This is a genomic window from Oceanobacillus polygoni, assembly GCF_008304605.1.
GTDB lineage: Bacteria > Bacillota > Bacilli > Bacillales > Amphibacillaceae > Oceanobacillus > Oceanobacillus polygoni.
In genome coordinates this window covers 103,694-125,224 of the sequence record NZ_PIJY01000057.1, presented here as the reverse complement: position 1 = coordinate 125,224, position 21,531 = coordinate 103,694, and the positions used below count along the sequence as shown (strand labels likewise).

The window sequence follows — 21,531 nt, the reverse complement described above, 5'->3', positions numbered from 1 at the left end:
CATGAGGTGAGAAGTATTATCCGGTATTAGCTCACGTTTCCGCGAGTTATCCCGATCTTACAGGCAGGTTGCCCACGTGTTATTCACCCGTCCGCCGCTCATTCCACAACCATCACCCCGAAGGGTTCAGTTTGCTTCCTGCGCTCGACTTGCATGTATTAGGCACGCCGCCAGCGTTCGTCCTGAGCCAAGATCAAACTCTCCATAAAAGTGTTTGTAATACTTAGCTTTTGTAGAAGCTGACTTCTACTTGTTTCAAAAAGAAAAACGAGTTCTCTTTTTTTCTTGACATACTGGTTGTTTTGTTCAGTTTTCAAAGAGCAAATTTGTTCGTCGTTCTTCCGAAGCGACTTTATTAATATATCACATCTTACAAGCCGTTGTCAATAACTTTTTTAAAATATTTTTTCTTCGAAATATTCATTCCTTTTCGACAACTTTTATACTATAACATCTCCCAAAAGAGATGTCAACACCTTTTTATAAAAAAGATGAATGGGCCTGAGTGGACTCGAACCACCGACCTCACGCTTATCAGGCGTGCGCTCTAACCAGCTGAGCTACAGGCCCACATAAATAGTAAGTTGGAGCGGGTGAAGGGAATCGAACCCTCATCATCAGCTTGGAAGGCTGAGGTTTTACCACTAAACTACACCCGCATGAAATATGTATTTTTTAAAGTGGAGCCTAGCGGGATCGAACCGCTGACCTCCTGCGTGCAAGGCAGGCGCTCTCCCAGCTGAGCTAAGGCCCCATATGTTATATGAAGATAATGGTCGGGAAGACAGGATTCGAACCTGCGACCCCTTGGTCCCAAACCAAGTGCTCTACCAAGCTGAGCTACTTCCCGTAATGGCGCGCCCGAGAGGAGTCGAACCCCTAACCTCTTGATCCGTAGTCAAACGCTCTATCCAATTGAGCTACGGGCGCATATGGTGCCGAGGACCGGAATCGAACCGGTACGGTAGTCACCTACCGCAGGATTTTAAGTCCTGTGCGTCTGCCAGTTCCGCCACCCCGGCAAGGGTTGGAGCAGTATACCGATTTTAAATCGGAACTCCTCTTAGACAAAAACGATGCGGGTGAAGGGACTTGAACCCCCACGTCCGAAGACACTAGATCCTAAGTCTAGCGCGTCTGCCAATTCCGCCACACCCGCAAATGGTGAGCCATGAAGGATTCGAACCTTCGACCCTTTGATTAAAAGTCAAATGCTCTACCGACTGAGCTAATGGCTCAAAAAATATATTACATATCATTGGTAATTATTATTCACTTGTAAAAATGGTGCCGGCCAGAGGACTTGAACCCCCAACCTACTGATTACAAGTCAGTTGCTCTACCAATTGAGCTAGGCCGGCTTGTTGGCTTCCTGTAAACTATTAGGTTTATATAGAAAGAATCAACTTCCGAAAGATAAATGGTGGCTCGGGACGGAATCGAACCGCCGACACACGGATTTTCAGTCCGTTGCTCTACCGACTGAGCTACCGAGCCAGGTGTTAGTTAACAACAAAACGTAATTTATAAATGGAGGAGGTAGAGGGATTCGAACCCCCGCGCGGTTTGACCCGCCTGTCGGTTTTCAAGACCGATCCCTTCAGCCAGACTTGGGTATACCTCCGAATATTTAAATGGCGGTCCGGACGGGACTCGAACCCGCGACCTCCTGCGTGACAGGCAGGCATTCTAACCAACTGAACTACCGGACCATTTTATAAGAAAGGTTCATCATATGTCTTACAAATCATTTGGTTGCGGGGGCAGGATTTGAACCTACGACCTTTGGGTTATGAGCCCAACGAGCTACCAGACTGCTCCACCCCGCGATATAATAGATATGTTTCATCTGAAAGAAAAAATGGTGGAGGATGCAGGGCTCGAACCTGCGACCCCCTGCTTGTAAGGCAGGTGCTCTCCCAGCTGAGCTAATCCTCCATATTGGTGACCCGTACGGGATTCGAACCCGTGATACCGCCGTGAAAGGGCGGTGTCTTAACCGCTTGACCAACGGGCCAACATTATTTATGAGCAAATTCGACAACAAATGAATTATTCGACATTTACTTTATAAAGATTAAATGGCTCCACAGGTAGGATTCGAACCTACGACCGATCGGTTAACAGCCGATTGCTCTACCACTGAGCTACTGTGGAATAATGTAACAGCGATATTTATCTTATTACATTATCGAAACAAAGTCAATGCCTAAATTAAATTTTTGTAAAAAAAACTTAAAAAATGTTGTAAAACTAATAATTTTGCTTAGAAGACGCAGCATCTCCACACCTTTTGTTAAAGACTTTTGTTTCCTCAATACAGTATAGGAGCTCTTTTTAATCATGTACACGACATACCAAAGAGCCCCTTCTCATTTATCTTCATCTTTTAACTCGTGTTAACCGACACCCTAAGAATTCAAACGCAAATACAACTCTTCCCATGCCTTCTCCAATTCCTCTTTTTCCATATAGATCTGTTGCAAAAGCTCTAAATCTTGAAGCTCTGCTAACCTCTCTTCTAGCATTGAAATGTTTCCTTCGATCGCTTCTAATTCCTTTTCCAGTCTCTCGTTCTCTACGTACTGATCTTTCCTCTTTTCTGGCTTCTGCTTTTTTTCTACCGTTTTTAATTGTTCATGGTGAAGCTTTAATCCATCCAACTTTCTTCGCGCCCATGTATAATCCCCCTCAAAACGATAAACCGTTTTGGCATCAATCCAGTAAACCTCTTCAAACAGCTTATTTAAAAAATATCGATCATGAGAAACCGCTACAATGGTTCCTTTATAATCCTCCAACGCTTCTTCCAGCACTTCACGTGATTCAATGTCCAAATGGTTTGTTGGTTCATCTAGTATAAGGACGTTTATATCTTGATACATCATTTGTGCTAAACGAAGGCGCATTCTTTCTCCTCCACTAAGCTGGGAAACCTTTTGAAAGACCATATGCCCATAGAATAAAAATCTAGCTAAAATATGTCTCGCTTCACCTTCCGTAACATGTACCTCATCTCGAAATGCTTCCAGAACAGTTTCATCCTGTAGCTGTGTAAAAATTTGTTGGGATAGGTACCCTACTTTAACATTACTTCCAATTCGTACTTCTCCTTCATCTGCACGCAATTGCTGTAAAATCAATTTTATTAATGTAGACTTACCTGTACCGTTTTCTCCTACAATGGCAACACGTTGCTGGTATCTAATATGCATATTCACTTTGGAAAAAAGCTCCCGGTCACCGAAACGCTTCGCAACATCTTTTAGAACAATGACATCCTTTCCACTTCGATCAGATGTCTCCATTTCTAGATTCATTTTCTTGCGATTCAACACAGGACGGTTTATTTTTTCCATCCTTTCTAAAGCCCTCTCCATATTTCGTGCACGTTTGTGCAACCCTTCATTTGGTGGGTTGGCCCGATTTGCCCAGTCGCGCAATCGCTTGATAGCTTCTTTCATTTTCTTTATTTTCTTCTGCTGTTCTTCATACGCCTGGAATTCTCTTAATAAACGTGCCTCTTTTTCCTTTATATAACCAGAAAAGTTCGTGGGGTAGCTCGTGATGTCCCCATCTTCTAAATCCAAAATCTTACCTACAACCTCATCAAGAAAATATCGATCATGCGAAACAATGACGACGGTCCCTTGATAGCCCTGTAAAAAATCAGCTAGCCATTCTACTGCCATTAAGTCTAAATGATTCGTCGGTTCATCTAGTAATAGTAAATCAGGTTTTTTTAAAAGCAAGAGACCCAGACCTACCTTTGTTTTCTCTCCACCACTCAAGCTAGAAAATGGGTGTTCAAGCAAGTCATCGATATTTAATCCATTAACGATTCTTTCAATATTCGCTTCAATCTCATAGCCACCTTTTCGTGCAAATTGATCCTGGAAATCACCGTAATCACGCATTATTTTCTCTAAACGCTCAGTGTTGGTTTCCTTACTCATCGCATCCTCAAGTTGCTTCATTTTTGCTTCCATTTGCACAAGCACTGAAAAGGCAGTCTTTAATACTTCCTTTGTTGTTAGTTCAGAATAGGTTTCTGGAATCTGTGCAAGATAACCTATTTTCGTTCCTTTTCTCCAATGGATTTTTCCTGAATCAGGTGCTTCTTCACCAGATAATAATCGAAATAGCGTACTTTTCCCAGTTCCATTTCGACCGACAAGACCAACCCGATCATGTTCCATTATTTCAAATGATATATTTTCAAAGATGGAGCTTCCCCCATACATTTTCGTTATTTGATTCACACTGCATACGATCATATTAAATTTCCTCCTTCAATAAAGCTTCTTAGAACGCCTCTTTAATTGATGTGCTTGACACAACCAAAAAAAGCCATAGGAAACATAACAATCCCATGGCTTTCAATCATAAATAAGGGCACACAAAAAGGAGAGCATGAAAAGCCCTCCCTTTTGTAAGTCCATATCGTAATGTGGATTTAGAGATGTTTTCACCGTTTTAGATTTGCTATACAGTTGCTAAAAAAGGACACACGTATCCCGTTATCAACTAGAACAGCAAATTTTGCACGGCTAAAATATAAGAAATCCGTCCAGTAACCGTACATCAAAACAGCTTGATTAAACATCCCTATCCACCTCCGTTCATTTGTTTCTTTTATTTTATTTGATTGTTGCCTCTTTTTCAAGTATTACATAAAAAATGCAGGATATATCTAAGAAAAAACGAATTATTTATGTAATACAAATCAAAAAGGAGTTGATCGAAAAATGACCAAAAATCAGGAATTTTTCCAAAAGATTAACGAGGCTTTCGCAACAGGAGATGTTGACTTTATTCTTGAACATACAGCCGAGGACGTCGTTTGGAATCACGTCGGGCAAGCAGTGTTCGAAGGTAAAGCTGCTTTTGCTGCTGAAATGGAGAAAATGCGAGGGTATACGCCTCAAAACTATGTAACAAAGCAAATCATTACCCATGGGAATTCTGCAGTAATTGAAGGCTCCATGACAATACCAGATGAAGAGGGAATTAATAAAACATATGCTTTTTGTGACATTTATAAGTTGAATAAGTTTAAAGATGGGAAAATTAAGGAACTGACAGCTTATCTTATTGAAGTAAATGCATAGGGTCCGATGAGCTCTTCATCCAAGAAAGAAAGTCCCAATTTGAATACCAATCAAAATGGGACTTTCCTTCCTAACTATCTTGTTTTTCTATACCAAGGTAAATAAGAATCGAATCTCTTAGAAATTCTGTTGCTCCTTCTGCAACCTTATCATAAAAGGCTGTAAATCGCTCATCAGCAACGTACATTTCTGCAAGACCTGCATGCGCTTCTTTTGAATAGCTGCTCCAAGAGTACATTAGCCATTGCTTGTGCTTTGCGGCAACATCCTGAGCTAAATCAGAAGCTGGATCTCCAGCAATATATGCCTTCTCGAGTAATACCATAATTTCTTCTCCTAAATCATTCATTGCTTTAAAATCTTCTTCTGACATTCCTCTTAGCTTGGCATTACTAGCATCCACCGTTTTATCGCCATATTTGCTGCGAATTTCTTCTCCATATTTATCTTCATTTTCCTCGATTAAGTTATCCTTAAATGCTGCGAATTTATCTTTATCCTGCATCGGAATACCTCCTTGTTTACTGGCAATCGTTCGTTTAACGTTTGCCATTATTTTGTCAAGACGGGCACGCTTTTGTGCTAGCAGTTGATAATGCGATTTTAACGCTTCTGTTTGATCAAACATTGGCTCGCTAATCATTTTCTTGATATCTTCCAGACTTACTTCCAATTCACGGTAAAACAAGATTTGTTGAAGCAAATCAACTTCCTTTTGTCCGTAAATTCGGTAGCCAGATGAATTAATTCGTGCTGGCTCTAACAGTCCGATTTGATCATAATATCTGAGTGTGCGGCCGCTCACACCAGAAATCTGAGCCAATTTATTGACGGTATATTCCACCTGTAACCCTCCTGACATTTACTATCATAGACCTTTACGCAACGTAAAGGTCAAGGGGGAATTTTTAAAATAACGATTACAAACGAGTTAAGGTTAAAAACAGACTTGCATAGCCCACATCCGATCATGCACTGCACATTCTCTCCTTTTTAAAATTCATTTATTTTAGGTTACGTTCTTCCGTATTCGCATTGAGCGTTTACTTCTACTAACCTTAATATATATCTGACGCATTTGGTCTTAGTTGTTGAACATGCTTTAAATATGCTTTCACATATTGCGCTTCTTCAAAAGGGTACGAAAACCCAAAATGCTCGGCAACTTCAATGGCAACTTCCTCAAATAACGCGGTCATTGTGAATACAGCATGCCAAGCCTGTTCATATGAACCGCTAGGAAAGGTCTTTAAAAGTTGCGCCCATGTTTGGTTATCAACATAGCGCTTTAAATACTTCCCGCTTTTTCCAATGCTAAGCGAAAACTCAGTTTCCACTCCTACCTTCCATTCCAGCATTTTCAAAAGCATCGTTCGGATGATAGTCATATGATCAAACGCATACAAAATCTCCTCGCGCCACAATCCTTTTACAACGTAAGTAGATACCCACCAGAACTCCTTACAGCAATCAGCAAATAGTAAATCAGATGGCTTTTTCACCCAATATCCTTCATCACTTGGAGGAGGTAATGTTGGCAAGCCACCATCTTTATCGAACAAAACAACCGTTAGTCCATCTTCATGGTAATACTTTTCTTTCTCTTCTACTGGAACAAGCATTAAATCGATGCGATTGCCATCTTTAAATAACATCAAATAAGGGAACCTGCCTCCAAGCTCTGGCGGAAACATGGTCATATCTTCCGGTGTCTGCATGATAATACGGTCCCCAAACACATCTATCCAATTCGGATCGTCTATAAAAGAATCAATATCTGTAACAAGATAAACAATATCGTAATCCTGAAAAAGATCGCTAGGAACATTCGGATTCACTCTTGAACCATTCATACCTACCGTTCTAATTCGACTATCTTCTTTTGCAACGTTTACGATAAGCTCCATCATTTCCTGCTTTGACCGCATGTAACATCACCCCAACATTTTCATTCAATACTTCTTTTATTATATAAAAAATCAGCTTGGTTCCCCTACTATTCATGAACTATTATTATCTGCAATTTTTTTGACAAACTTCACGATTTCACTCCCGAGTTTAAAACCCGTCTGTTATAATGTTTGTAATAACACGAAGATAAAGGGGCATATTTCATTGACTACTATAAACGCATTAGATCACGAAGCATTAAGTACAATGTATTCCAACCTAATGGAAGAGTATGAAGCTTTTAAAGCTAAAAACTTATCCTTAAATATGGCAAGAGGTAAACCTAGCCCAGAGCAGTTAGATTTATCTATGGACCTTCTTAATAAATTGGATTCGCTTGATGTAAAAGATTCTATCGATATTCGAAATTACGGAGGGCTCGATGGCTTAACAGAAATGAAAGAGTTATTTGCTCAGCTGCTTCAGATTAACACGAGTGAAGTGATTGTTGGGGGGAACTCCAGTCTTAGTTTGATGCATGATACGATTTCTAGGGCACTGCTTAAAGGGGTTGTCGACAGTGACATGCCTTGGGTAAAAGCACCAAAGGTTAAGTTCTTATGCCCAAGTCCAGGGTATGATAGACATTTTGCCATTTGTGAAATGTATGACATTGAAATGATAACAATTGATATGCTGGAAGATGGTCCGGATATGAATCAGGTGGAGGAGCTTGTTCGTAACGACGATACGATTAGAGGTATTTGGTGTGTACCAAAATACAGTAATCCTGAAGGAACAACATACAGTGATGAAGTTGTCGATCGTCTTGCTAACATGGAGACAAAAGCCAAAGACTTTCGGATTTTCTGGGATGATGCCTATACAGTCCATCACCTGACAGATAATCCGCCTGTATTAAAAAACATCTTAAAAGCTTGTAAAGATGCAGGGAATCCAAACCGTGTATTTATCTTTGCTTCGACTTCAAAGGTAACATTCCCAGGGTCAGGTGTTTCCGTAATTGCTGCAAGTGAAGAGAATATTGGCTTCATCAAGAAACAGCTAGCTGTACAAACAATTGGTGCAGATAAGATAAATCAATTACGTCATGTACGTTTTTTAAAAGATGCAGAAAACGTGAAGCTTCATATGAAAAAACACGCTGAAATTGTCAAACCAAAATTCGACCTCGTTTTAAATAAGCTGGAGTCGGAGTTTGGGAATGATAATATTGCTTCATGGGGTAAGCCAGAAGGCGGCTATTTTATTAGCCTAAATACACTTGATGGCTGCGCTACAGAGGTAGTGAGACTAGCATCCGAAGCTGGCGTTACGCTAACAGGTGCTGGGGCAACCTATCCATATGGAAAAGACCCAAGGGATAGAAATATTCGAATCGCTCCTACATTCCCAAGTCTGACAGAATTAGAAGCTGCGATGGAAGTACTATGCCTATGTGTGAAATTAGCAAGTGTAAAAAAACTACTAGGCTAATGGAAAGAAAGCAATCCTTCATTTTAAAAAAGGATTGCTTTTTTTATTCCGGCAAGATTAAAATAACCCAAGCTGTCTGGGAGCAAGCCCCTCGTATTCAATACCTAGCATGTCTTGAAATTCTTTTGCATTGCCAGCGGCATCCCCGCCCGAGTTGTTGTTAAATAAAACAATGATATCTCTTGAATGCTTTGCAAGCTCTAATACTCGTTCTTTCCATTCCAATAATTCTTTCTCATTGTATTTATATAAATAGCGGACTTCACGCCAGTTTGTATCCGAATTTTTTGGCTTCGTCCAACCATGAAAGTTCCTACCATGCATTCGAATCAACGTCATATTCGAATCTGTAGCTACTGGTACAATTGGAATAGAACCGTCCCCAGCTTGAGGTTCATCCGCAATAGCGTGAATCCAGCCATTCTCCTTCATAAAGGCAAGCGTACCGGAACGATAGAGTTCACGAAACCAGGACTGATTTCTAAATTCAAGCGCAACAGGGATATCTCCCATCATTTTTTTGCAATATCGTAAGTAATTCACATTTTCTTTCTTGCAATCAAACCAAGGCGGAAATTGAAATAAGACCATCGCTAGCTTATTCGCTTGCTGGTAAGGTGTTAAAGAATCTTTGAAGGCTTGAAACATCTCCGATCTCGTTTCAAACGGAAGATCCGTTCTTTGATGCCCTGTCATTCCCTGATATGCCTTCACGACAAAGCGAAAGTTCTCTGGTGTTTCGCTTACCCATTTGGATGCATTACGGATAGGCTGCACCGCATAAAAAGAAGCATCCACTTCAACTGTAAGAAAATGACTACTATATTCGGCTAATTTATCTTTTGATTTCATTTGAGGCGGGTACAGCGAGTGATGATCACCCCAGCCTGTTACACCTATGTATATCATTTAGGATCCCTCCTCCCAATATGATAACACAACCATAGAAGCCAGCTCTATTTTATAAGATGCAAGAAAAACGAGGATACAAACATAAGCTTTACACAGTTTTTTCAGCAGCAATCAATAAAAATATCGGTCTTCGATTCTCATCAAACATCGATGGATCTTCTCTTATCATTTCTTCTGTTGCGTATGTTTCTTCCACTGCTTTAATCGTAAACCCCGCATTGATTAGTGTATTTATATAGGTGGCAAATGTACGATGATATTTAATTACATTCTCTGTTAAAAATATCGTTTGACGCATCTCTTCTAACTGATAATTATCAATTGGCCAATGCAGGCGATGTCCTTGTTCATCGTAGTACCAGTCCTGTTCAGCCCGGGCGGTATAAATAGGATGTTCTACCGAAAAAACAAACCTGCCACCACGTGTTAAATAAGCATTAACTTTTTTACAAATAACTTTGAATGCTTTTACATAATGGAGTGCAAGCGAACTAAATACCACGTCGAATGAAGCAGTAGTGAAATGAATATCTTCAATTGGGATTCTTTGATAAACGATGTGTGGATCCTCCGTTAATTCACGAGCTTTTTGTAACATTTTTTCCGATATATCAATGCCAACTACGGAGCGAGCCTGTTGCTTGCGTGCGTAGCGACAATGCCACCCAAAGCCACACCCTAAATCAAGTACACGTTTATCCTTTAATTCTGGCAGTAGCTTCTTCAATAATGGCCACTCTCCCGCTCCTTCAAGTCCTTTAATGGATCGTGGCATTTCCTCATACGCTGCAAAAAAGTGAGCATCATCATATTTATTCTGCTTCATAACCTATCCCCCATCACAAGGTTGAAAGTCAAGTTAAGAATTGAATGTTTCTTTATAAGTTTTACGCAACGAAGCGGCATTATCCGGCCACTCAACCGGACTTCCTTCTATAATCATCCCTAAGGCATCTAGACAACGATGCCATCCAGTAGCAACGGAAGTACTCATAGAAGCGTCGTCAAAAGTGTGCTCGAATACCAAGCAACAACCATCGTCTTCGGTCTTCAGTTCTATAGATAGCAAGTCATCGATTTCACGGAAAGCGAAGATGTGAGGAGGCGCAAGTTCCGTGATTACTCCTTCGTAAGTGGAGCCTTCACCATCATCAAAATAAATTTTACCTCCTAAACGTAATTCCATCTCACCTGTTGCAAATGGGTACCACTGAGTAAAATGCTTTGGATTCGTAACAATACCCCAAACTTCTTCAACTGAATAAGCGTACGCACGTTCAAATTTTAACTTATACCGTTCATCTACTTTATTTAGCTTTCCATATGTTTGCATAGCTTTCTCCTCCAATTTCACGATTTATAGTAAAAAACGTTAATTATAGATTCAGGTATCTTACAACAACGTTTTACCCTATGTTGTACTAAGCTCCCAAACATGACCGTCTAAATCAGCGAAACATCCTGAATAACCCCATTCGTTTGCTTCTCCTTGCTTTATTACCGTACCTTTAGAAGACATTACTCGCCGCAAAATATGGTCAACTTCTTGACGACTTTCCACAAAAGAGCTTAGCATTACTTCATTTGAACTAGGGGTTAAATTGTTTGACCAGTTGTGCGAGCAATTTCCGTACGTGGATAGAGAACAAGTGATAAGTCCTCGTTAAAAAAGAAAGCTACGTGGTCTTCTCCCTTCGAAATCTGATCTTCCGGTAACTGAAGTATTTCCCTGTAAAAGGCAACTGCTTTTTCAAGATGATGAACAGCTAGAGTTATTGCATCAATCTTTAGCTTCATACATACACACACTCCCTCTTAATCCTTTTCATAATTTAACAATCTATCGAATACGTTTACTTAGCTTTATTTCACAATCCTCTTCTCATAAACCTTGATTGATTCACCACTATATCCATACGTTTCTGCCGAGCGCTGCCAGCCATACTTTTCATAATAACCTTCTAAATCCGTACTTAGATAAAGCGAGTTAAAGCCTCTTTTTCCAGCTTCCTTTAGGCCATGATCAAGCAAGAGTGAGCCAAGCTTTTTCCCACGATATTCAGGTGCTACATATAAACACGCAAGCCATGGGTATAGATCCTGACGACTATTTAAATCATTTCTTATTAAAGCGTACGTACCAATAATCGTCTCATTATCAAGTAACACATAATACGTTGGAATCCCATCGACCGTTTGAATCGAATGAAGCATAGAATCATAATAAAAGCTATAATTCTTCTCAGACCCCCATAGCTTCCAAAAAACCTGTACAGCTTCATCAAATAGATGATTCCTTTCTTGTAATGCAACGATTTCCATCTAACTCCTCCTACCCATGATTTTCTATCAAAATTTTACCACAAGTTTTTTCCACACACACCTTTTTATACAAAGGCTACCTAGTAGTACCTCCCGTTATCATTCCTACGCTTCTTGCGGAAGTTAGAAATGTTTTAATACGATTAGCAAGATCATTTGATATAGTTGGAAATAGCACAAAAAGGAGTCGGAGGACATCGACCATTATCTTGTCCCACAACTCCTTTTATCAAAAAGATAAGCTCTAAAGAAGAAGCTCCTAGTACTCTCTGGGCATTTCTCAATAATTCATGCGTGTACAAGCGATACTCCTTTGCTATCTATTTACTAGTTTAAAGCTTGAATCTCCTTACTAATCCATTTAATTCCTCAGCAAGCTGCGCTAATTGCTCAGAACTTCCTGCCACCTCTTCCATGGAACTGCTCGTTTGCTGTGTCGATGCAGAGGTTTGTTCTACTCCAGCTGCTGCTTCTTCGGAAATTGAAGCTATTTCTTCAACCGATCCGTTCATCTCCTGGCTATTTGCAGCAATATCAGCTAAGTTATCAGATACTAAGCTAATACTATCCACCATCTTAGATACGGAGTCACTAATCTCATGGAAGGTTTCCCCGGTAATTTTGATTTGACTTGTCCCTTGTTCAACTTCTGTATAACCGTCCTTTAACGATTCTACGACAAGACTTGATTCATTTTGGATGTTGGAAACAATGCCAGTAATATCCGTAACAGAAACAGATACCTGTTCTGCAAGTTTTCTTACTTCATCGGCTACAACAGCAAATCCTTTACCATGTTCACCCGCCCTTGCCGCTTCAATCGCTGCGTTTAATGCAAGTAAATTTGTTTGGTCTGCGATATCACGAATGACTGAAACAAGCTGCGATATTTCTTGGGATTGTTCATCTAATCCCTCTACCTTCGTAACTGCACCTTGTACAATTTGGTCAATTTTAGCCATTTGTTCGGTGGAAGATGCCATTAATTCGCTTCCTTTAGATGTCATTCCAAGCACTTCATTTGAATACTGCTGCACACGCCCACCATTATCATGCGCTTCATCTACCTTAATCGCAAAAGTACTCATAATCGATGCTAAGTCACTAGCACTGTTTGCCTGCGTTTCTGAGCCTGTCGCCAACTCTTGCATCGTAACTGCTACCTGCTCAGAACCAGATTTCACTTCGTTCGCTGCCTGTGTTAATTCCTCGCTCTGACTTGTAACCGTCTCAGACACTACATTTATTTGAGTGAGTAGCTCACGTGTATTCCTCGCCATCTCATTGGTAGCTTCAACTAACTGCCCAACTTCATCTTTAGATTTTGTCTGTAATACATCTTGGCTTAAGTCCCCACTTGCAATGAGCTTCATTCGATCCATAACCGTTTTAATTGGTTTCGAAATCATTCCCGCTGTAATGAGCGCCGCTCCAACACTAAGCACAACAATTAAAATCGATACAATAACGACAATTGTTTGCGTTTGTTCACCGTTAGAAATTATCTCTTCTCCAAGTTGATTAATTTCTACTTCGGAATTCCCTGCTAGCTCTTCATATCCAGCCATGATTTCACGTACAACTGGAGTTAAGTCATTCAAATTCTCTATTGCTAAATCCTCATCACCACGATCGTAGACATCAAATACATCATCAGCGATTGCTGTCCGCCACTCAACGGTCTTCTTAATCAAATCATCAAATTCTTGAGTAACCCCCACACTTCTTGCCAGCATTTCAAATTCAATTCCTTGCTCTGTATATGCTGCAAAACGATCTTTAAAGTCGCTATCACCACTTAGTACGTAACCACGAGCTGTAGAAATTCGATTAGCCATCGTTGTTTCCATTCCCATATTAGCAATTAATCGTTGAAGATCATTTTCCATAATATTTGCCATATCATTATTAATCTGCTTAACTGCTGTGTAATTGTATACACCTAATAGAATGACGAATAAAATTACAAAAGAAAATGCAAATATGATTTTATGTTTAATACTCTTGAAGTTAAAAATCTTTTTCATTGTTTTCTCCTTTAGTTGTTTAGATATTGATTACATTGCTACTATCCTCAAGCTGCACTGCAGCTGTTAATACCTATATCGTTTATTTAAGGGAACTTTTAACTGAACTGGATTCAGAAAATCGGACAGTCTAAAAGATCTCCAGATTAAAATCACAACGCATCTCATGCTGAAGATTGAATTATTGTTAGTACAGTTGCCTCCTTCGTATAACCTTCTTTATGACTCTACTCTTCAGCATTATCAAAAGCACACGTTCGTTGATAACACAACAATTAAAAATGGCTATTCACTATACAGGAATACCCATTTTTTAAACCCATTTATATATCTAATGCCATTGCTTCATTGTTATACTTCGAACCTATAGATACATTAACCAAGAGGAATAACAGTGCCTATCTTTTATATCGGTTCATCTAATCATTTATAAAGGCAGGAGATAAAAAATACTGCGTCTTTATTTCAATAAAACAAATATACATTTTCACTTCCGTGCATATACTTCTATGGGCTTCGAAAAAAGGAGTGTTGAATAATGAATGAGAAATGGAATCTTAGTGATCCATACGTTTATCAAGCTTTAACTGGTCTTCAGAATAAGCCGCTTGCCGTCCAAACAACACATGGGTCTGTCCGAGGAGTATTAAGAAAGGTGATGCCAGACCATATCGTTATCCATATGGGAGGTTCACCATTCTATATTCGTACAGCTCAAATAATTTGGTTCAACCAAATAAAGAGTGAATAAATCAAGCTATATCCAACATATGATGTCAATGGTTATTATTTATGGATGGAGGCACAAAGCTCATGATGAAACGTGTGAATAAGATCGCTATTGAGCTACCCATTCCAGAACATGGCGATATGAATGCTGCTGCAGCTGTTCAGGAATTAATGGGAGGCAAATTCGGTGAAATGTCCACACTAAATAATTACATGTTTCAGTCCTTTAACTTTCGTGGCAAAAAAAAGCTAAAACCTTTTTATGATTTAATTGCGAGTATTACAGCCGAAGAATTTGGTCATGTTGAATTAGTCGCAAACGCCATTAATCTACTTTCGATTGGCAATACCGTTCCTGGCGATCCCGACACCGCGCCTTTACAAAATGGAAAGGATGCCCGCTATTCAACGCATTTTACAACAACTGCTCAAACAGCTTATCCGGGTGATGGAATGGGAAGACCATGGAATGGATCTTATGTAAATAACAGTGGTACACTAGTCGAAGATCTTCTTGCCAACTATTTATTGGAAATCGGCGCAAGAAACCATAAAATGCGTGTTTACGAAATGACTACCCATCCAACCGCATTAGAAATGATTGGCTACCTACTCGTTCGAGGCGGGACTCATGTTATTGCTTATGCCAAAGCAATTGAAGTGGCTACAGGGGTAGATGTCGGCAAGATGCTACCTGTTCCAAGCTTGGATAATAATCAATTTGATTACGCAAAGAAATTTATGGATCAAGGATTGTTCAATGTGTTGTATACATGGGGAGAAGCAGATTATCGGGACATCAATCAAATTTGGAAAGGGGCAAACCCAGAAACTGGCGAAACACTGAGAGTGATTGATGGAATGCCTGAAGGTGCGGCTGTTCCTGATTTACCAGAAATTCCAGAGCAATTTGCACCCGGGATTGATCGTGACGACTACTACCAAATTTTAAAACGCTTAAAGAGCAATATGTAATCTTTAGATAACTTGGATTCCTTCAATCCTTTGAGCAAATGTCTTAGTTACACTTGTGCAGATAGAAAGTTTTATACTTTCTTCTACCAAAAATAAGGTGATTTATAGAGTTCCTATTAATCAAAATATGATTAATAGGAACTCTTTTTTTATGTCTTTACATATAGAAAGTAGTGGGCATTTATCATTTACTTCTTATTCATATTTCAGCAGAAACTAAGCAATCGTGCATTGTTGAAAAAAGAGATTCAAACGCTCAAATTGAAAATGTTAAAGTGATGGCAACTAATCCCTGTCACGTTGAATTTACATACTTTATGGACACAAGGAACTATATCATAAAACATTCCAGCCTCTTTTATCATTAAAGGAGGTGTTTTAGTGGTTATTATAGGAAATAGCAAAATGCAAAATCGATACTGAAGAAGATGGGTTAGCATATTTGTGGAGACGATCCCCTTTAAAGCGAATCGAATCGTACGCATTCAAATGATATACTTTTCCGTCAAGCTCCATTGTTAGTTCTCCTGACATCACGGTAACAAATTCTATTACCCCTGGTTGATGTGCTTCCGAAATGTATTCACTCTCCCCCTGCAGGTATCCTCGGTATAATTCAAAGCTATGGGAGCGAAATAACGGCTCAGCAACAAACAACTCATCTGAGCTTGCCAGCTTCAGCCCATCCTCTCTACGAATAATAGACACATCCGATTCCATTTCCAGTAGTTCCGTTATCGATATTTTTAGTCCATCTGCAATTTTCCAAATTACAGATAATGTAGGGTTAGCTTCCCCATGCTCGACCTTGATTAATGTTAATTTGCTAACACCAATTTGTTTAGCAAATGCCTCCATACTCAGTCCTTTATGCTTGCGATATTTCCGTAGATTAGCTCCAATACGCTTTCCTACATCTTCTTCATTCCAAGGCTTTTCAATAGTCACGTACTTCCCTCCCCACAAAATAGTATATTTAAATAAACTTTTCATTTCATTATAATATATCATATAGTATAGTTAAATATAACTTATATTTTAGCATATCAAAACATATGATTTTCTACATAGAATAAGGAGCTGTTAATTAGATGAATAACAAAAAACAAACAATTAAAACGGCTTTCATCGAATCTTTACCGCTAGCAATCGCTATCGCAGCATATGGTTTATCTTATGGTGTGCTTGCAACTCAAACGAGCTTGAGCCTAGCAAACACGCTAGCAATGTCATTGTTTGTGTTTTCCGGTTCTGTTCAACTGGTGGTTGTCGCAATGTTAGCAGCAGGAGCAACAGCTACAAGCGTTCTTATTGCTACTGCTTTGTTAAATCTGCGTAATTTATTATACGGAGCGGCACTTGCTGAAGGGCTTTCTCACGCTACAAGAAAGTGGAGAGGATTATTATCTTTCGGTGTGTCCGATGAGGCATTTGTTTTAGGCAGCGCAAGATTTCAAAAGCATGGTCCAGACCCACTCTATTTTGGTATTGTTGCAGCTACCTTTTACCTTGCTTGGATTACATCTTCCTATATCGGGGCTGTTATTGGCGGACAGGTTGATCCTCTAAAATGGGGTTTGGACTTGGCTTTTCCAATTACTTTTACAGCGCTCTTGATTCCTTCTTTAAGAGGAAAGCCAGTCATTGCAACAGCACTAGTTGCTGTCACGATAACGGTTATCCTTCAATATGTAACACCTGGGAATGAATTTACGATTATTTTAGCGGGTGTCTTATCACCGCTTGTAGGATTATATGTAAGCAGGAGGGCAAGAGACAATGAATAACTGGATGCTCATTGCATTATTATCTATTTCTACTTATCTATCACGAGTCATCGGTGTCGAAATTATGGCCGGAAGAGAAATGAACGCAACCTTACGTTTGTATTTTAATTATGTACCGATTGCAATTATAGCCGCACTGATTGTGAATCAAATGTTAGTACCAACAGATGGAGGAACCGTTTTTTCGTTACCAGTGCTAATCGGTTGTCTTGCTACCGCAATTACCATAAAAGTTATCCATACGTTTCTACCTTCCCTTATAATTGGAATAGCGGCTGGATTGTTAGCTCGTTATTTTTTATAGTTGGTAGCCTTCTATCCCTTAACAGTGCACCTTCACAACGACCTGAAGCAAGCATAACCACACAACGACTCGCCCGCCACACACTCGGCGGGTATCGCTGATAGCTAGAACTATAACAGACGTTAACTATTAACACTGAGATTGAACTGTTTTTCGATATACAACACGCAGTCCCCAAAACCCACCGAGGAGCATTGTTAACATGCTAAATAAAAGCTTCCAAACAGATATTTGCAATGAACCTGTTGCGATAAAAGGAATATGTGCTAAAAAATAGAGAGCGATGAATAGAACGAGAGAACGAGCAACAATTCTTCGGAGCTTAGGAGCAAAAAAAGCACTGCAGATAATAGCTAAAGCTGTGCTAATCGTGTTCAGGTAAAGGTTATAAGCGATAAATGTAAAAGGATCGTTCTCATCATATAGTCCGAAGACCGGGGCCAAGCTGAATGAAAGCACTTTATTAAACAAATAGTACGTAATAAAGAAAAAGGGTATAAACAATATCCAACGAAAGTAATTAGGCAGTTTGTCAATCAATGACAACATAAACATACACCTCATTTTTCATTCTCACAACTTCACTTTATCAAAGAGTGTGACAAATGTATATATGGAATGAAAGGCGAATATCAGAAATCTTGGCATTCGTTAAGGGGTTCTTATGATGGCGTTCTTTACGTTCTTTGCTTTCTTAGAACCCCTTATACGTTGGAGTGCAAGCCTTTGGGTGGAATGTTCTTGATCGCAATGGTGGTTTCCTATCTGCTAAGAAAGCCGACCAATCAAACTGGTCGGCTTAAGTTTTTAGACAAGCGCTATTTCAGGCAGTGGTACCTCATTTTCACAGCGTCCATACATTAAATACTCATGAAGATTATCATAAGAGATTTCAACCATATTCGTTAACGCCTCATCTGTATAAGAACCAATGTGCGGAGTAACGAGTACTCTTGGATACAAACTAATTAATTCCTCAATAACCGGGTCAGCTAGCTTCTCTCCTGTTAATTTACGGAAGAAGAAGTCTTTTTCTCCTTCAAATACATCTGTACCATATCCACTAAGCTTATTTTCTTTTAGTGCATTTAGAATTGCTTTATGGTCTTGGATTTCCCCTCTAGATGTATTAATTAAGACCGCTCCGTCTTTCATTTTATTTAAGAAATCTTCGTTAATAAATTTATCATTAACACCTTTAAAGTGCGGAACATGAGCAGAGACAACGTCAGATACAGCTAATACCTCGTCTAATGGAAGGTATTCAACAATTTCCTTTGCAGCTTCTGATTCGTATACATCATAAGCAACAACACGAGCTCCTAAGCCTTTAAATAGCTTGGCAGTCGTCAAACCGATTTTTCCAGTCCCTAGAATTCCAATCGTAGACTTTCTAATTTCTTTACTAAACATCATTGCATCTACTGTAAAATCTTTTTGATGCGTTTTAGCAGTTGTATATGGGATATTACGCAAAAGGTTAATCCCAAGGTTTAATGCAAGCTCTGAGATTGCATTTGGTGAATAAGCTGGAACACGTGCTACTTTTAATTCCAACTCAGCCGCTGCTTCAAGATCAATATGATTATAGCCAACTGTTCTTGTTAGAATATAACGAATACCATAATCCGCTAATTTCGTCAGGTTTTCTCGATCTGCTTTACAGTTCCCACGAAGCATTACTGCGTCTGCACCTTTACATTGTTCCACATTCTCATCATTCATTAGCTCTGAAATAAGTGTTAAATCAAAGTTATATTTATTTAAGGAATTGAAAAATTCTACCTCTACATCTCTTACACCGAAACATACTAATTGGATTGTCATTTTCATTACCTACCTTTTTCATTATATTTTTTTCATCCAAGTCTATTAAGAAAAGATACTAAATCCTTTCATCAATTCAACAACTACTACCCATAGTGGCATTGCTACAACTCCCAAAATCGTTGAGAGTAAAGAACAATTTGATGTTAATAATGCTTCTTTATCAAAGCTAATCGCAAATGCTGCGGCAACTGTTGCAGTTGGTGTTGCCATCATAATTACTGCGGTTGCCATTGCAACATGGTTAACTGGGAAAATACCCATCATACTTCCAGCTGTAATTAACGCTAAGATGAAAGCTGGGACTAAGATTACTTTTACAGCACTATATTGTAAGGACGGTTTATCACGGAATGCATCTTTTAATGGGATTTCTGCAAGCTGTGCTCCGATCGCAATCCATGCAAGTGGAGAACAAAGCTTCGCAAGATAGTTCAAGGTTTCAAATAACCACGGTGCTGTAACATCGATACGCAAGAATGCAGCAGAGACAGCGAGTCCTTCAGCATTTGTTGCTTGCATCTGTGGAAGATAACCTTGGAACATCCATACAGCAAGACCGAGAAAAGTTGCAATGATAATTGGATTCATCAACATGCTTTTAATATTATCTTTCGTAAACTTCAAACCAGACATTTTAATATATCCATATGAGTACAAGAACACGCGGTAAGAGATGTTAAAAATGGATGCGTACATAACACCTTCTGCACCATACATCACACCAACAATTGGAATACCGAAAAACGTTGTAGAACCGAAAATCGTTAGGACATGTAATACTTTGTTTTTGTCTCCTGTAAAATTCATAAAGAAGAATTTACCCATAATAATGAGCACAATGTAGATAATAAATCCCCAAATTAATAAGTTAACACCTTGGGTTAAACTTTCCGTATCGATATCCTGCATAAAAGCTGTATATGCAAGTGCTGGAATAGATACAGTCAATAGAAGCACACTTAGCATCTTTGAGGTTTGCTTGCTAATAATATCCTTTTTCCGTAAATAAAATCCGAGTAATATAATGAGTACAGCAGAACTTACAGCACTTATTACCTTCGGGTTCGTAATTGTACTGGCAAAAATCTCTGCAAAATTCATAAACGTTTCCTCCCTAAATATCTTGTAAGAGATCTAATCAATTGTGAATAATTTCACATACAACCACAAAATAAACACTCATTTGTGAATTACTTCACTTGAAATGGTAATATGTTATCTAAAGATAATAATCTAATATACAATGATTTCTACTCCCTGTTATCTTACCTTGTTCCTTTCGGGCCCTTTCATTTGTGAATTACTTCACAATTAAATAATACAATGACTTCTCCATTTTGGCAACCCCTTTTCCCAAATTAAATTATGTCTATTTTTTGACAGGTGAATAAGGGCTTACGCTACACCGAATTGCATAAACTTTTCACTATAATAAGGCGAAAAAGGAGGTTTGAACAAACAAATAACGAACTTAATTTAGTAAGTAGAAAATGAAAGGCTAGTTTTCTAGGAGGTGTGATAAGATGCTGCTTAAAGATAATACCGTGTTTGTATTAGTGGATGTACAGGGAAAGCTGTCTAACATTGTACATGATAGTAAGGATGTAATCGAAAATTTAAAAATACTGATTCAAGGACTCAACATTCTTCAGATTCCAATCGTTTGGCTTGAGCAATATCCTAAAGGACTAGGAGGAACAAACGAAGCGTTAACGAAATATTTAACAGACATTAATCCGATTCATAAAATTACTTTTGATGCTTGTAAAAATCAAGCATTTGTCGATGCATTAACTGCTACGAAACGAAAACAGGTTTTAGTAGCTGGCATTGAAACGCATATTTGTGTGTATCAAACAGCAGTAGGGATTAAATCCTTAGGATATGAGGTGAATGTTGTCGCAGACGCCGTTTCTTCACGAACAATGTTAAATAAAGAAATAGGGCTTCAAAAAATGCTAGCATCAGGAATCCTGCCATCAAGTGTGGAAATGGCATTATATGAATTAATGGAAACAGCTGAAGGTAAAGATTTTAAACAAGTCTTGAAATTACTTAAATAAGGAAACATAAAAATAACAGCTTTCGATTTCAGGAAAGCTGTTATTTTTGAATAGTTACTTCCATAACATGAAGACAAAACAATT

At 38.9% G+C, this 21,531-nt stretch carries 21 protein-coding genes, 16 tRNA genes and 1 rRNA gene; 7 read left to right on the top strand and 31 right to left on the bottom strand.

The genetic code is table 11. From position 1 onward, the window contains the following. The 19 genes from F1560_RS21850 to F1560_RS22630 form a co-directional block, all read right to left on the bottom strand. Positions 1–209 (bottom strand): 16S ribosomal RNA (locus tag F1560_RS21850); the annotation flags it as partial. Positions 210–496: 287 nt separating this feature from the next. Continuing rightward, positions 497–570 (bottom strand) — tRNA-Ile (locus F1560_RS21845). Positions 571–585: 15 nt separating this feature from the next. Continuing rightward, positions 586–659, bottom strand: a tRNA-Gly gene (locus F1560_RS21840). 22 nt (positions 660–681) lie between these two features. After that, positions 682–754 (bottom strand) — tRNA-Ala (locus F1560_RS21835). Between the two features lie 19 nt (positions 755–773). Next, a tRNA-Pro gene (locus F1560_RS21830) sits at positions 774–850 on the bottom strand. Positions 851–853: 3 nt separating this feature from the next. Next, positions 854–930 (bottom strand) — tRNA-Arg (locus F1560_RS21825). Positions 931–933: 3 nt separating this feature from the next. Further along, positions 934–1,022: transfer RNA gene (locus F1560_RS21820), tRNA-Leu, on the bottom strand. Positions 1,023–1,077: 55 nt separating this feature from the next. Further along, positions 1,078–1,159, bottom strand: a tRNA-Leu gene (locus tag F1560_RS21815). Positions 1,160–1,162: 3 nt separating this feature from the next. Continuing rightward, positions 1,163–1,238: transfer RNA gene (locus F1560_RS21810), tRNA-Lys, on the bottom strand. A gap of 47 nt (positions 1,239–1,285) precedes the next feature. After that, positions 1,286–1,361: transfer RNA gene (locus tag F1560_RS21805), tRNA-Thr, on the bottom strand. 60 nt (positions 1,362–1,421) lie between these two features. Next, positions 1,422–1,497, bottom strand: a tRNA-Phe gene (locus F1560_RS21800). A 34-nt stretch (positions 1,498–1,531) separates the two neighbouring features. Beyond that, positions 1,532–1,624: transfer RNA gene (locus tag F1560_RS21795), tRNA-Ser, on the bottom strand. Positions 1,625–1,635: 11 nt separating this feature from the next. After that, positions 1,636–1,712: transfer RNA gene (locus tag F1560_RS21790), tRNA-Asp, on the bottom strand. A 40-nt stretch (positions 1,713–1,752) separates the two neighbouring features. After that, positions 1,753–1,829: transfer RNA gene (locus tag F1560_RS21785), tRNA-Met, on the bottom strand. A 33-nt stretch (positions 1,830–1,862) separates the two neighbouring features. Next, positions 1,863–1,938, bottom strand: a tRNA-Val gene (locus tag F1560_RS21780). Positions 1,939–1,942: 4 nt separating this feature from the next. Next, positions 1,943–2,017: transfer RNA gene (locus F1560_RS21775), tRNA-Glu, on the bottom strand. A gap of 65 nt (positions 2,018–2,082) precedes the next feature. After that, positions 2,083–2,157: transfer RNA gene (locus F1560_RS21770), tRNA-Asn, on the bottom strand. Between the two features lie 254 nt (positions 2,158–2,411). After that, positions 2,412–4,277, bottom strand: a complete 1,866-nt coding sequence (gene abc-f, locus F1560_RS21765; protein ID WP_149476702.1) for a ribosomal protection-like ABC-F family protein — start codon at positions 4,275–4,277, stop codon at positions 2,412–2,414. A gap of 191 nt (positions 4,278–4,468) precedes the next feature. Continuing rightward, positions 4,469–4,585, bottom strand: a complete 117-nt coding sequence (locus tag F1560_RS22630) for an RAxF-45 family protein (RefSeq protein ID WP_342780264.1) — start codon at positions 4,583–4,585, stop codon at positions 4,469–4,471. Positions 4,586–4,748: 163 nt separating this feature from the next. On the opposite strand from F1560_RS22630, the gene F1560_RS21760 reads away from it, so the two are divergent. Beyond that, positions 4,749–5,111 carry a nuclear transport factor 2 family protein gene (locus tag F1560_RS21760; RefSeq protein WP_149476701.1) on the top strand — a complete coding sequence of 121 codons (363 nt, stop codon included), beginning with the start codon at positions 4,749–4,751 and terminating at the stop codon, positions 5,109–5,111. A gap of 70 nt (positions 5,112–5,181) precedes the next feature. On the opposite strand, the gene F1560_RS21755 is transcribed toward F1560_RS21760, so the two are convergent. Both F1560_RS21755 and F1560_RS21750 read right to left on the bottom strand, forming a co-directional pair. Continuing rightward, positions 5,182–5,955, bottom strand: a complete 774-nt coding sequence (locus tag F1560_RS21755; protein ID WP_149476700.1) for a MerR family transcriptional regulator — start codon at positions 5,953–5,955, stop codon at positions 5,182–5,184. Positions 5,956–6,169: 214 nt separating this feature from the next. Beyond that, on the bottom strand, positions 6,170–7,039 hold the full coding sequence (locus tag F1560_RS21750; RefSeq protein ID WP_149476699.1) for an aminoglycoside 6-adenylyltransferase: 870 nt from the start codon (positions 7,037–7,039) through the stop codon (positions 6,170–6,172). Positions 7,040–7,226: 187 nt separating this feature from the next. Between F1560_RS21750 and F1560_RS21745 the strand changes: the two genes are divergently transcribed. Then, the gene (locus F1560_RS21745) at positions 7,227–8,498 is read left to right on the top strand and encodes an aspartate aminotransferase type Ic (protein WP_275955868.1); all 1,272 of its coding nucleotides are present in this window, start codon (positions 7,227–7,229) and stop codon (positions 8,496–8,498) included. A gap of 57 nt (positions 8,499–8,555) precedes the next feature. On the opposite strand, the gene F1560_RS21740 is transcribed toward F1560_RS21745, so the two are convergent. The 6 genes from F1560_RS21740 to F1560_RS21715 form a co-directional block, all read right to left on the bottom strand. Beyond that, positions 8,556–9,407 (bottom strand): DUF72 domain-containing protein, encoded by an 852-nt coding sequence (locus F1560_RS21740; protein WP_149476698.1) that lies wholly within the window; start codon positions 9,405–9,407, stop codon positions 8,556–8,558. Positions 9,408–9,498: 91 nt separating this feature from the next. Further along, complete coding sequence (locus F1560_RS21735; RefSeq protein ID WP_149476697.1) at positions 9,499–10,236, bottom strand: class I SAM-dependent methyltransferase; 738 nt, start codon at positions 10,234–10,236, stop codon at positions 9,499–9,501. Between the two features lie 33 nt (positions 10,237–10,269). Continuing rightward, a complete protein-coding gene (locus F1560_RS21730) occupies positions 10,270–10,743 on the bottom strand; it encodes an SRPBCC family protein (RefSeq protein WP_149476696.1) in 474 nt (157 codons plus the stop codon). 263 nt (positions 10,744–11,006) lie between these two features. Next, positions 11,007–11,207: a VOC family protein gene (locus F1560_RS21725; RefSeq protein WP_149476695.1), complete on the bottom strand. Its 201-nt coding sequence runs from the start codon at positions 11,205–11,207 to the stop codon at positions 11,007–11,009. A 66-nt stretch (positions 11,208–11,273) separates the two neighbouring features. Beyond that, positions 11,274–11,732, bottom strand: coding sequence for a GNAT family N-acetyltransferase (locus F1560_RS21720; protein ID WP_149476694.1), 459 nt, complete (start codon positions 11,730–11,732; stop codon positions 11,274–11,276). 332 nt (positions 11,733–12,064) lie between these two features. Further along, positions 12,065–13,759 carry a methyl-accepting chemotaxis protein gene (locus F1560_RS21715; RefSeq protein ID WP_149476693.1) on the bottom strand — a complete coding sequence of 565 codons (1,695 nt, stop codon included), beginning with the start codon at positions 13,757–13,759 and terminating at the stop codon, positions 12,065–12,067. Between the two features lie 538 nt (positions 13,760–14,297). Between F1560_RS21715 and F1560_RS21710 the strand changes: the two genes are divergently transcribed. Together F1560_RS21710 and F1560_RS21705 are read left to right on the top strand one after the other, a co-directional pair. Next, entirely contained in the window at positions 14,298–14,510 is a 213-nt protein-coding gene (locus F1560_RS21710; RefSeq protein ID WP_149476692.1) for a YuzF family protein, read from the top strand. A 62-nt stretch (positions 14,511–14,572) separates the two neighbouring features. After that, a complete protein-coding gene (locus tag F1560_RS21705; RefSeq protein WP_149476691.1) occupies positions 14,573–15,463 on the top strand; it encodes a manganese catalase family protein in 891 nt (296 codons plus the stop codon). Positions 15,464–15,841: 378 nt separating this feature from the next. Here the strand turns inward: F1560_RS21705 and F1560_RS21700 are convergent, their stop codons facing one another. Beyond that, entirely contained in the window at positions 15,842–16,411 is a 570-nt protein-coding gene (locus tag F1560_RS21700) for a helix-turn-helix domain-containing protein (RefSeq protein ID WP_187773797.1), read from the bottom strand. Between the two features lie 143 nt (positions 16,412–16,554). Between F1560_RS21700 and F1560_RS21695 the strand changes: the two genes are divergently transcribed. Together F1560_RS21695 and F1560_RS21690 are read left to right on the top strand one after the other, a co-directional pair. Next, complete coding sequence (locus tag F1560_RS21695; protein WP_149476689.1) at positions 16,555–17,250, top strand: AzlC family ABC transporter permease; 696 nt, start codon at positions 16,555–16,557, stop codon at positions 17,248–17,250. Then, complete coding sequence (locus tag F1560_RS21690) at positions 17,243–17,554, top strand: AzlD domain-containing protein (RefSeq protein ID WP_149476688.1); 312 nt, start codon at positions 17,243–17,245, stop codon at positions 17,552–17,554. The genes F1560_RS21695 and F1560_RS21690 overlap by 8 nt, the downstream gene beginning before the upstream one ends. Positions 17,555–17,683: 129 nt before the next feature. On the opposite strand, the gene F1560_RS21685 is transcribed toward F1560_RS21690, so the two are convergent. From F1560_RS21685 to F1560_RS21675, 3 genes are all read right to left on the bottom strand, one after another. Then, positions 17,684–18,103, bottom strand: coding sequence for a hypothetical protein (locus F1560_RS21685; protein ID WP_149476687.1), 420 nt, complete (start codon positions 18,101–18,103; stop codon positions 17,684–17,686). A gap of 258 nt (positions 18,104–18,361) precedes the next feature. Further along, positions 18,362–19,381, bottom strand: coding sequence for a 2-hydroxyacid dehydrogenase (locus F1560_RS21680; RefSeq protein WP_245347818.1), 1,020 nt, complete (start codon positions 19,379–19,381; stop codon positions 18,362–18,364). Positions 19,382–19,426: 45 nt separating this feature from the next. Continuing rightward, positions 19,427–20,485: an AEC family transporter gene (locus tag F1560_RS21675; protein WP_149476685.1), complete on the bottom strand. Its 1,059-nt coding sequence runs from the start codon at positions 20,483–20,485 to the stop codon at positions 19,427–19,429. 422 nt (positions 20,486–20,907) lie between these two features. Here F1560_RS21675 and F1560_RS21670 point away from each other — a divergent pair, with 422 nt between their 5' ends. After that, positions 20,908–21,447 (top strand): hydrolase, encoded by a 540-nt coding sequence (locus F1560_RS21670; protein WP_149476684.1) that lies wholly within the window; start codon positions 20,908–20,910, stop codon positions 21,445–21,447. Positions 21,448–21,531 lie beyond the last annotated feature (84 nt).

What these genes read in the sequence shown, in the direction of transcription:
- abc-f (WP_149476702.1), bottom strand. Translation starts at nt 4,277, where the DNA reads ATGATCGTATGCAGTGTGAATCAAATAACGAAAATGTATGGGGGAAGC.
- F1560_RS22630 (WP_342780264.1), bottom strand. Translation starts at nt 4,585, where the DNA reads ATGTACGGTTACTGGACGGATTTCTTATATTTTAGCCGTGCAAAATTT.
- F1560_RS21760 (WP_149476701.1), top strand. Translation starts at nt 4,749, where the DNA reads ATGACCAAAAATCAGGAATTTTTCCAAAAGATTAACGAGGCTTTCGCA.
- F1560_RS21750 (WP_149476699.1), bottom strand. Translation starts at nt 7,039, where the DNA reads ATGCGGTCAAAGCAGGAAATGATGGAGCTTATCGTAAACGTTGCAAAA.
- F1560_RS21740 (WP_149476698.1), bottom strand. Translation starts at nt 9,407, where the DNA reads ATGATATACATAGGTGTAACAGGCTGGGGTGATCATCACTCGCTGTAC.
- F1560_RS21735 (WP_149476697.1), bottom strand. Translation starts at nt 10,236, where the DNA reads ATGAAGCAGAATAAATATGATGATGCTCACTTTTTTGCAGCGTATGAG.
- F1560_RS21730 (WP_149476696.1), bottom strand. Translation starts at nt 10,743, where the DNA reads ATGCAAACATATGGAAAGCTAAATAAAGTAGATGAACGGTATAAGTTA.
- F1560_RS21725 (WP_149476695.1), bottom strand. Translation starts at nt 11,207, where the DNA reads ATGAAGCTAAAGATTGATGCAATAACTCTAGCTGTTCATCATCTTGAA.
- F1560_RS21720 (WP_149476694.1), bottom strand. Translation starts at nt 11,732, where the DNA reads ATGGAAATCGTTGCATTACAAGAAAGGAATCATCTATTTGATGAAGCT.
- F1560_RS21715 (WP_149476693.1), bottom strand. Translation starts at nt 13,759, where the DNA reads ATGAAAAAGATTTTTAACTTCAAGAGTATTAAACATAAAATCATATTT.
- F1560_RS21710 (WP_149476692.1), top strand. Translation starts at nt 14,298, where the DNA reads ATGAATGAGAAATGGAATCTTAGTGATCCATACGTTTATCAAGCTTTA.
- F1560_RS21705 (WP_149476691.1), top strand. Translation starts at nt 14,573, where the DNA reads ATGATGAAACGTGTGAATAAGATCGCTATTGAGCTACCCATTCCAGAA.
- F1560_RS21695 (WP_149476689.1), top strand. Translation starts at nt 16,555, where the DNA reads ATGAATAACAAAAAACAAACAATTAAAACGGCTTTCATCGAATCTTTA.
- F1560_RS21690 (WP_149476688.1), top strand. Translation starts at nt 17,243, where the DNA reads ATGAATAACTGGATGCTCATTGCATTATTATCTATTTCTACTTATCTA.
- F1560_RS21685 (WP_149476687.1), bottom strand. Translation starts at nt 18,103, where the DNA reads ATGTTGTCATTGATTGACAAACTGCCTAATTACTTTCGTTGGATATTG.
- F1560_RS21680 (WP_245347818.1), bottom strand. Translation starts at nt 19,381, where the DNA reads ATGACAATCCAATTAGTATGTTTCGGTGTAAGAGATGTAGAGGTAGAA.
- F1560_RS21675 (WP_149476685.1), bottom strand. Translation starts at nt 20,485, where the DNA reads ATGAATTTTGCAGAGATTTTTGCCAGTACAATTACGAACCCGAAGGTA.
- F1560_RS21670 (WP_149476684.1), top strand. Translation starts at nt 20,908, where the DNA reads ATGCTGCTTAAAGATAATACCGTGTTTGTATTAGTGGATGTACAGGGA.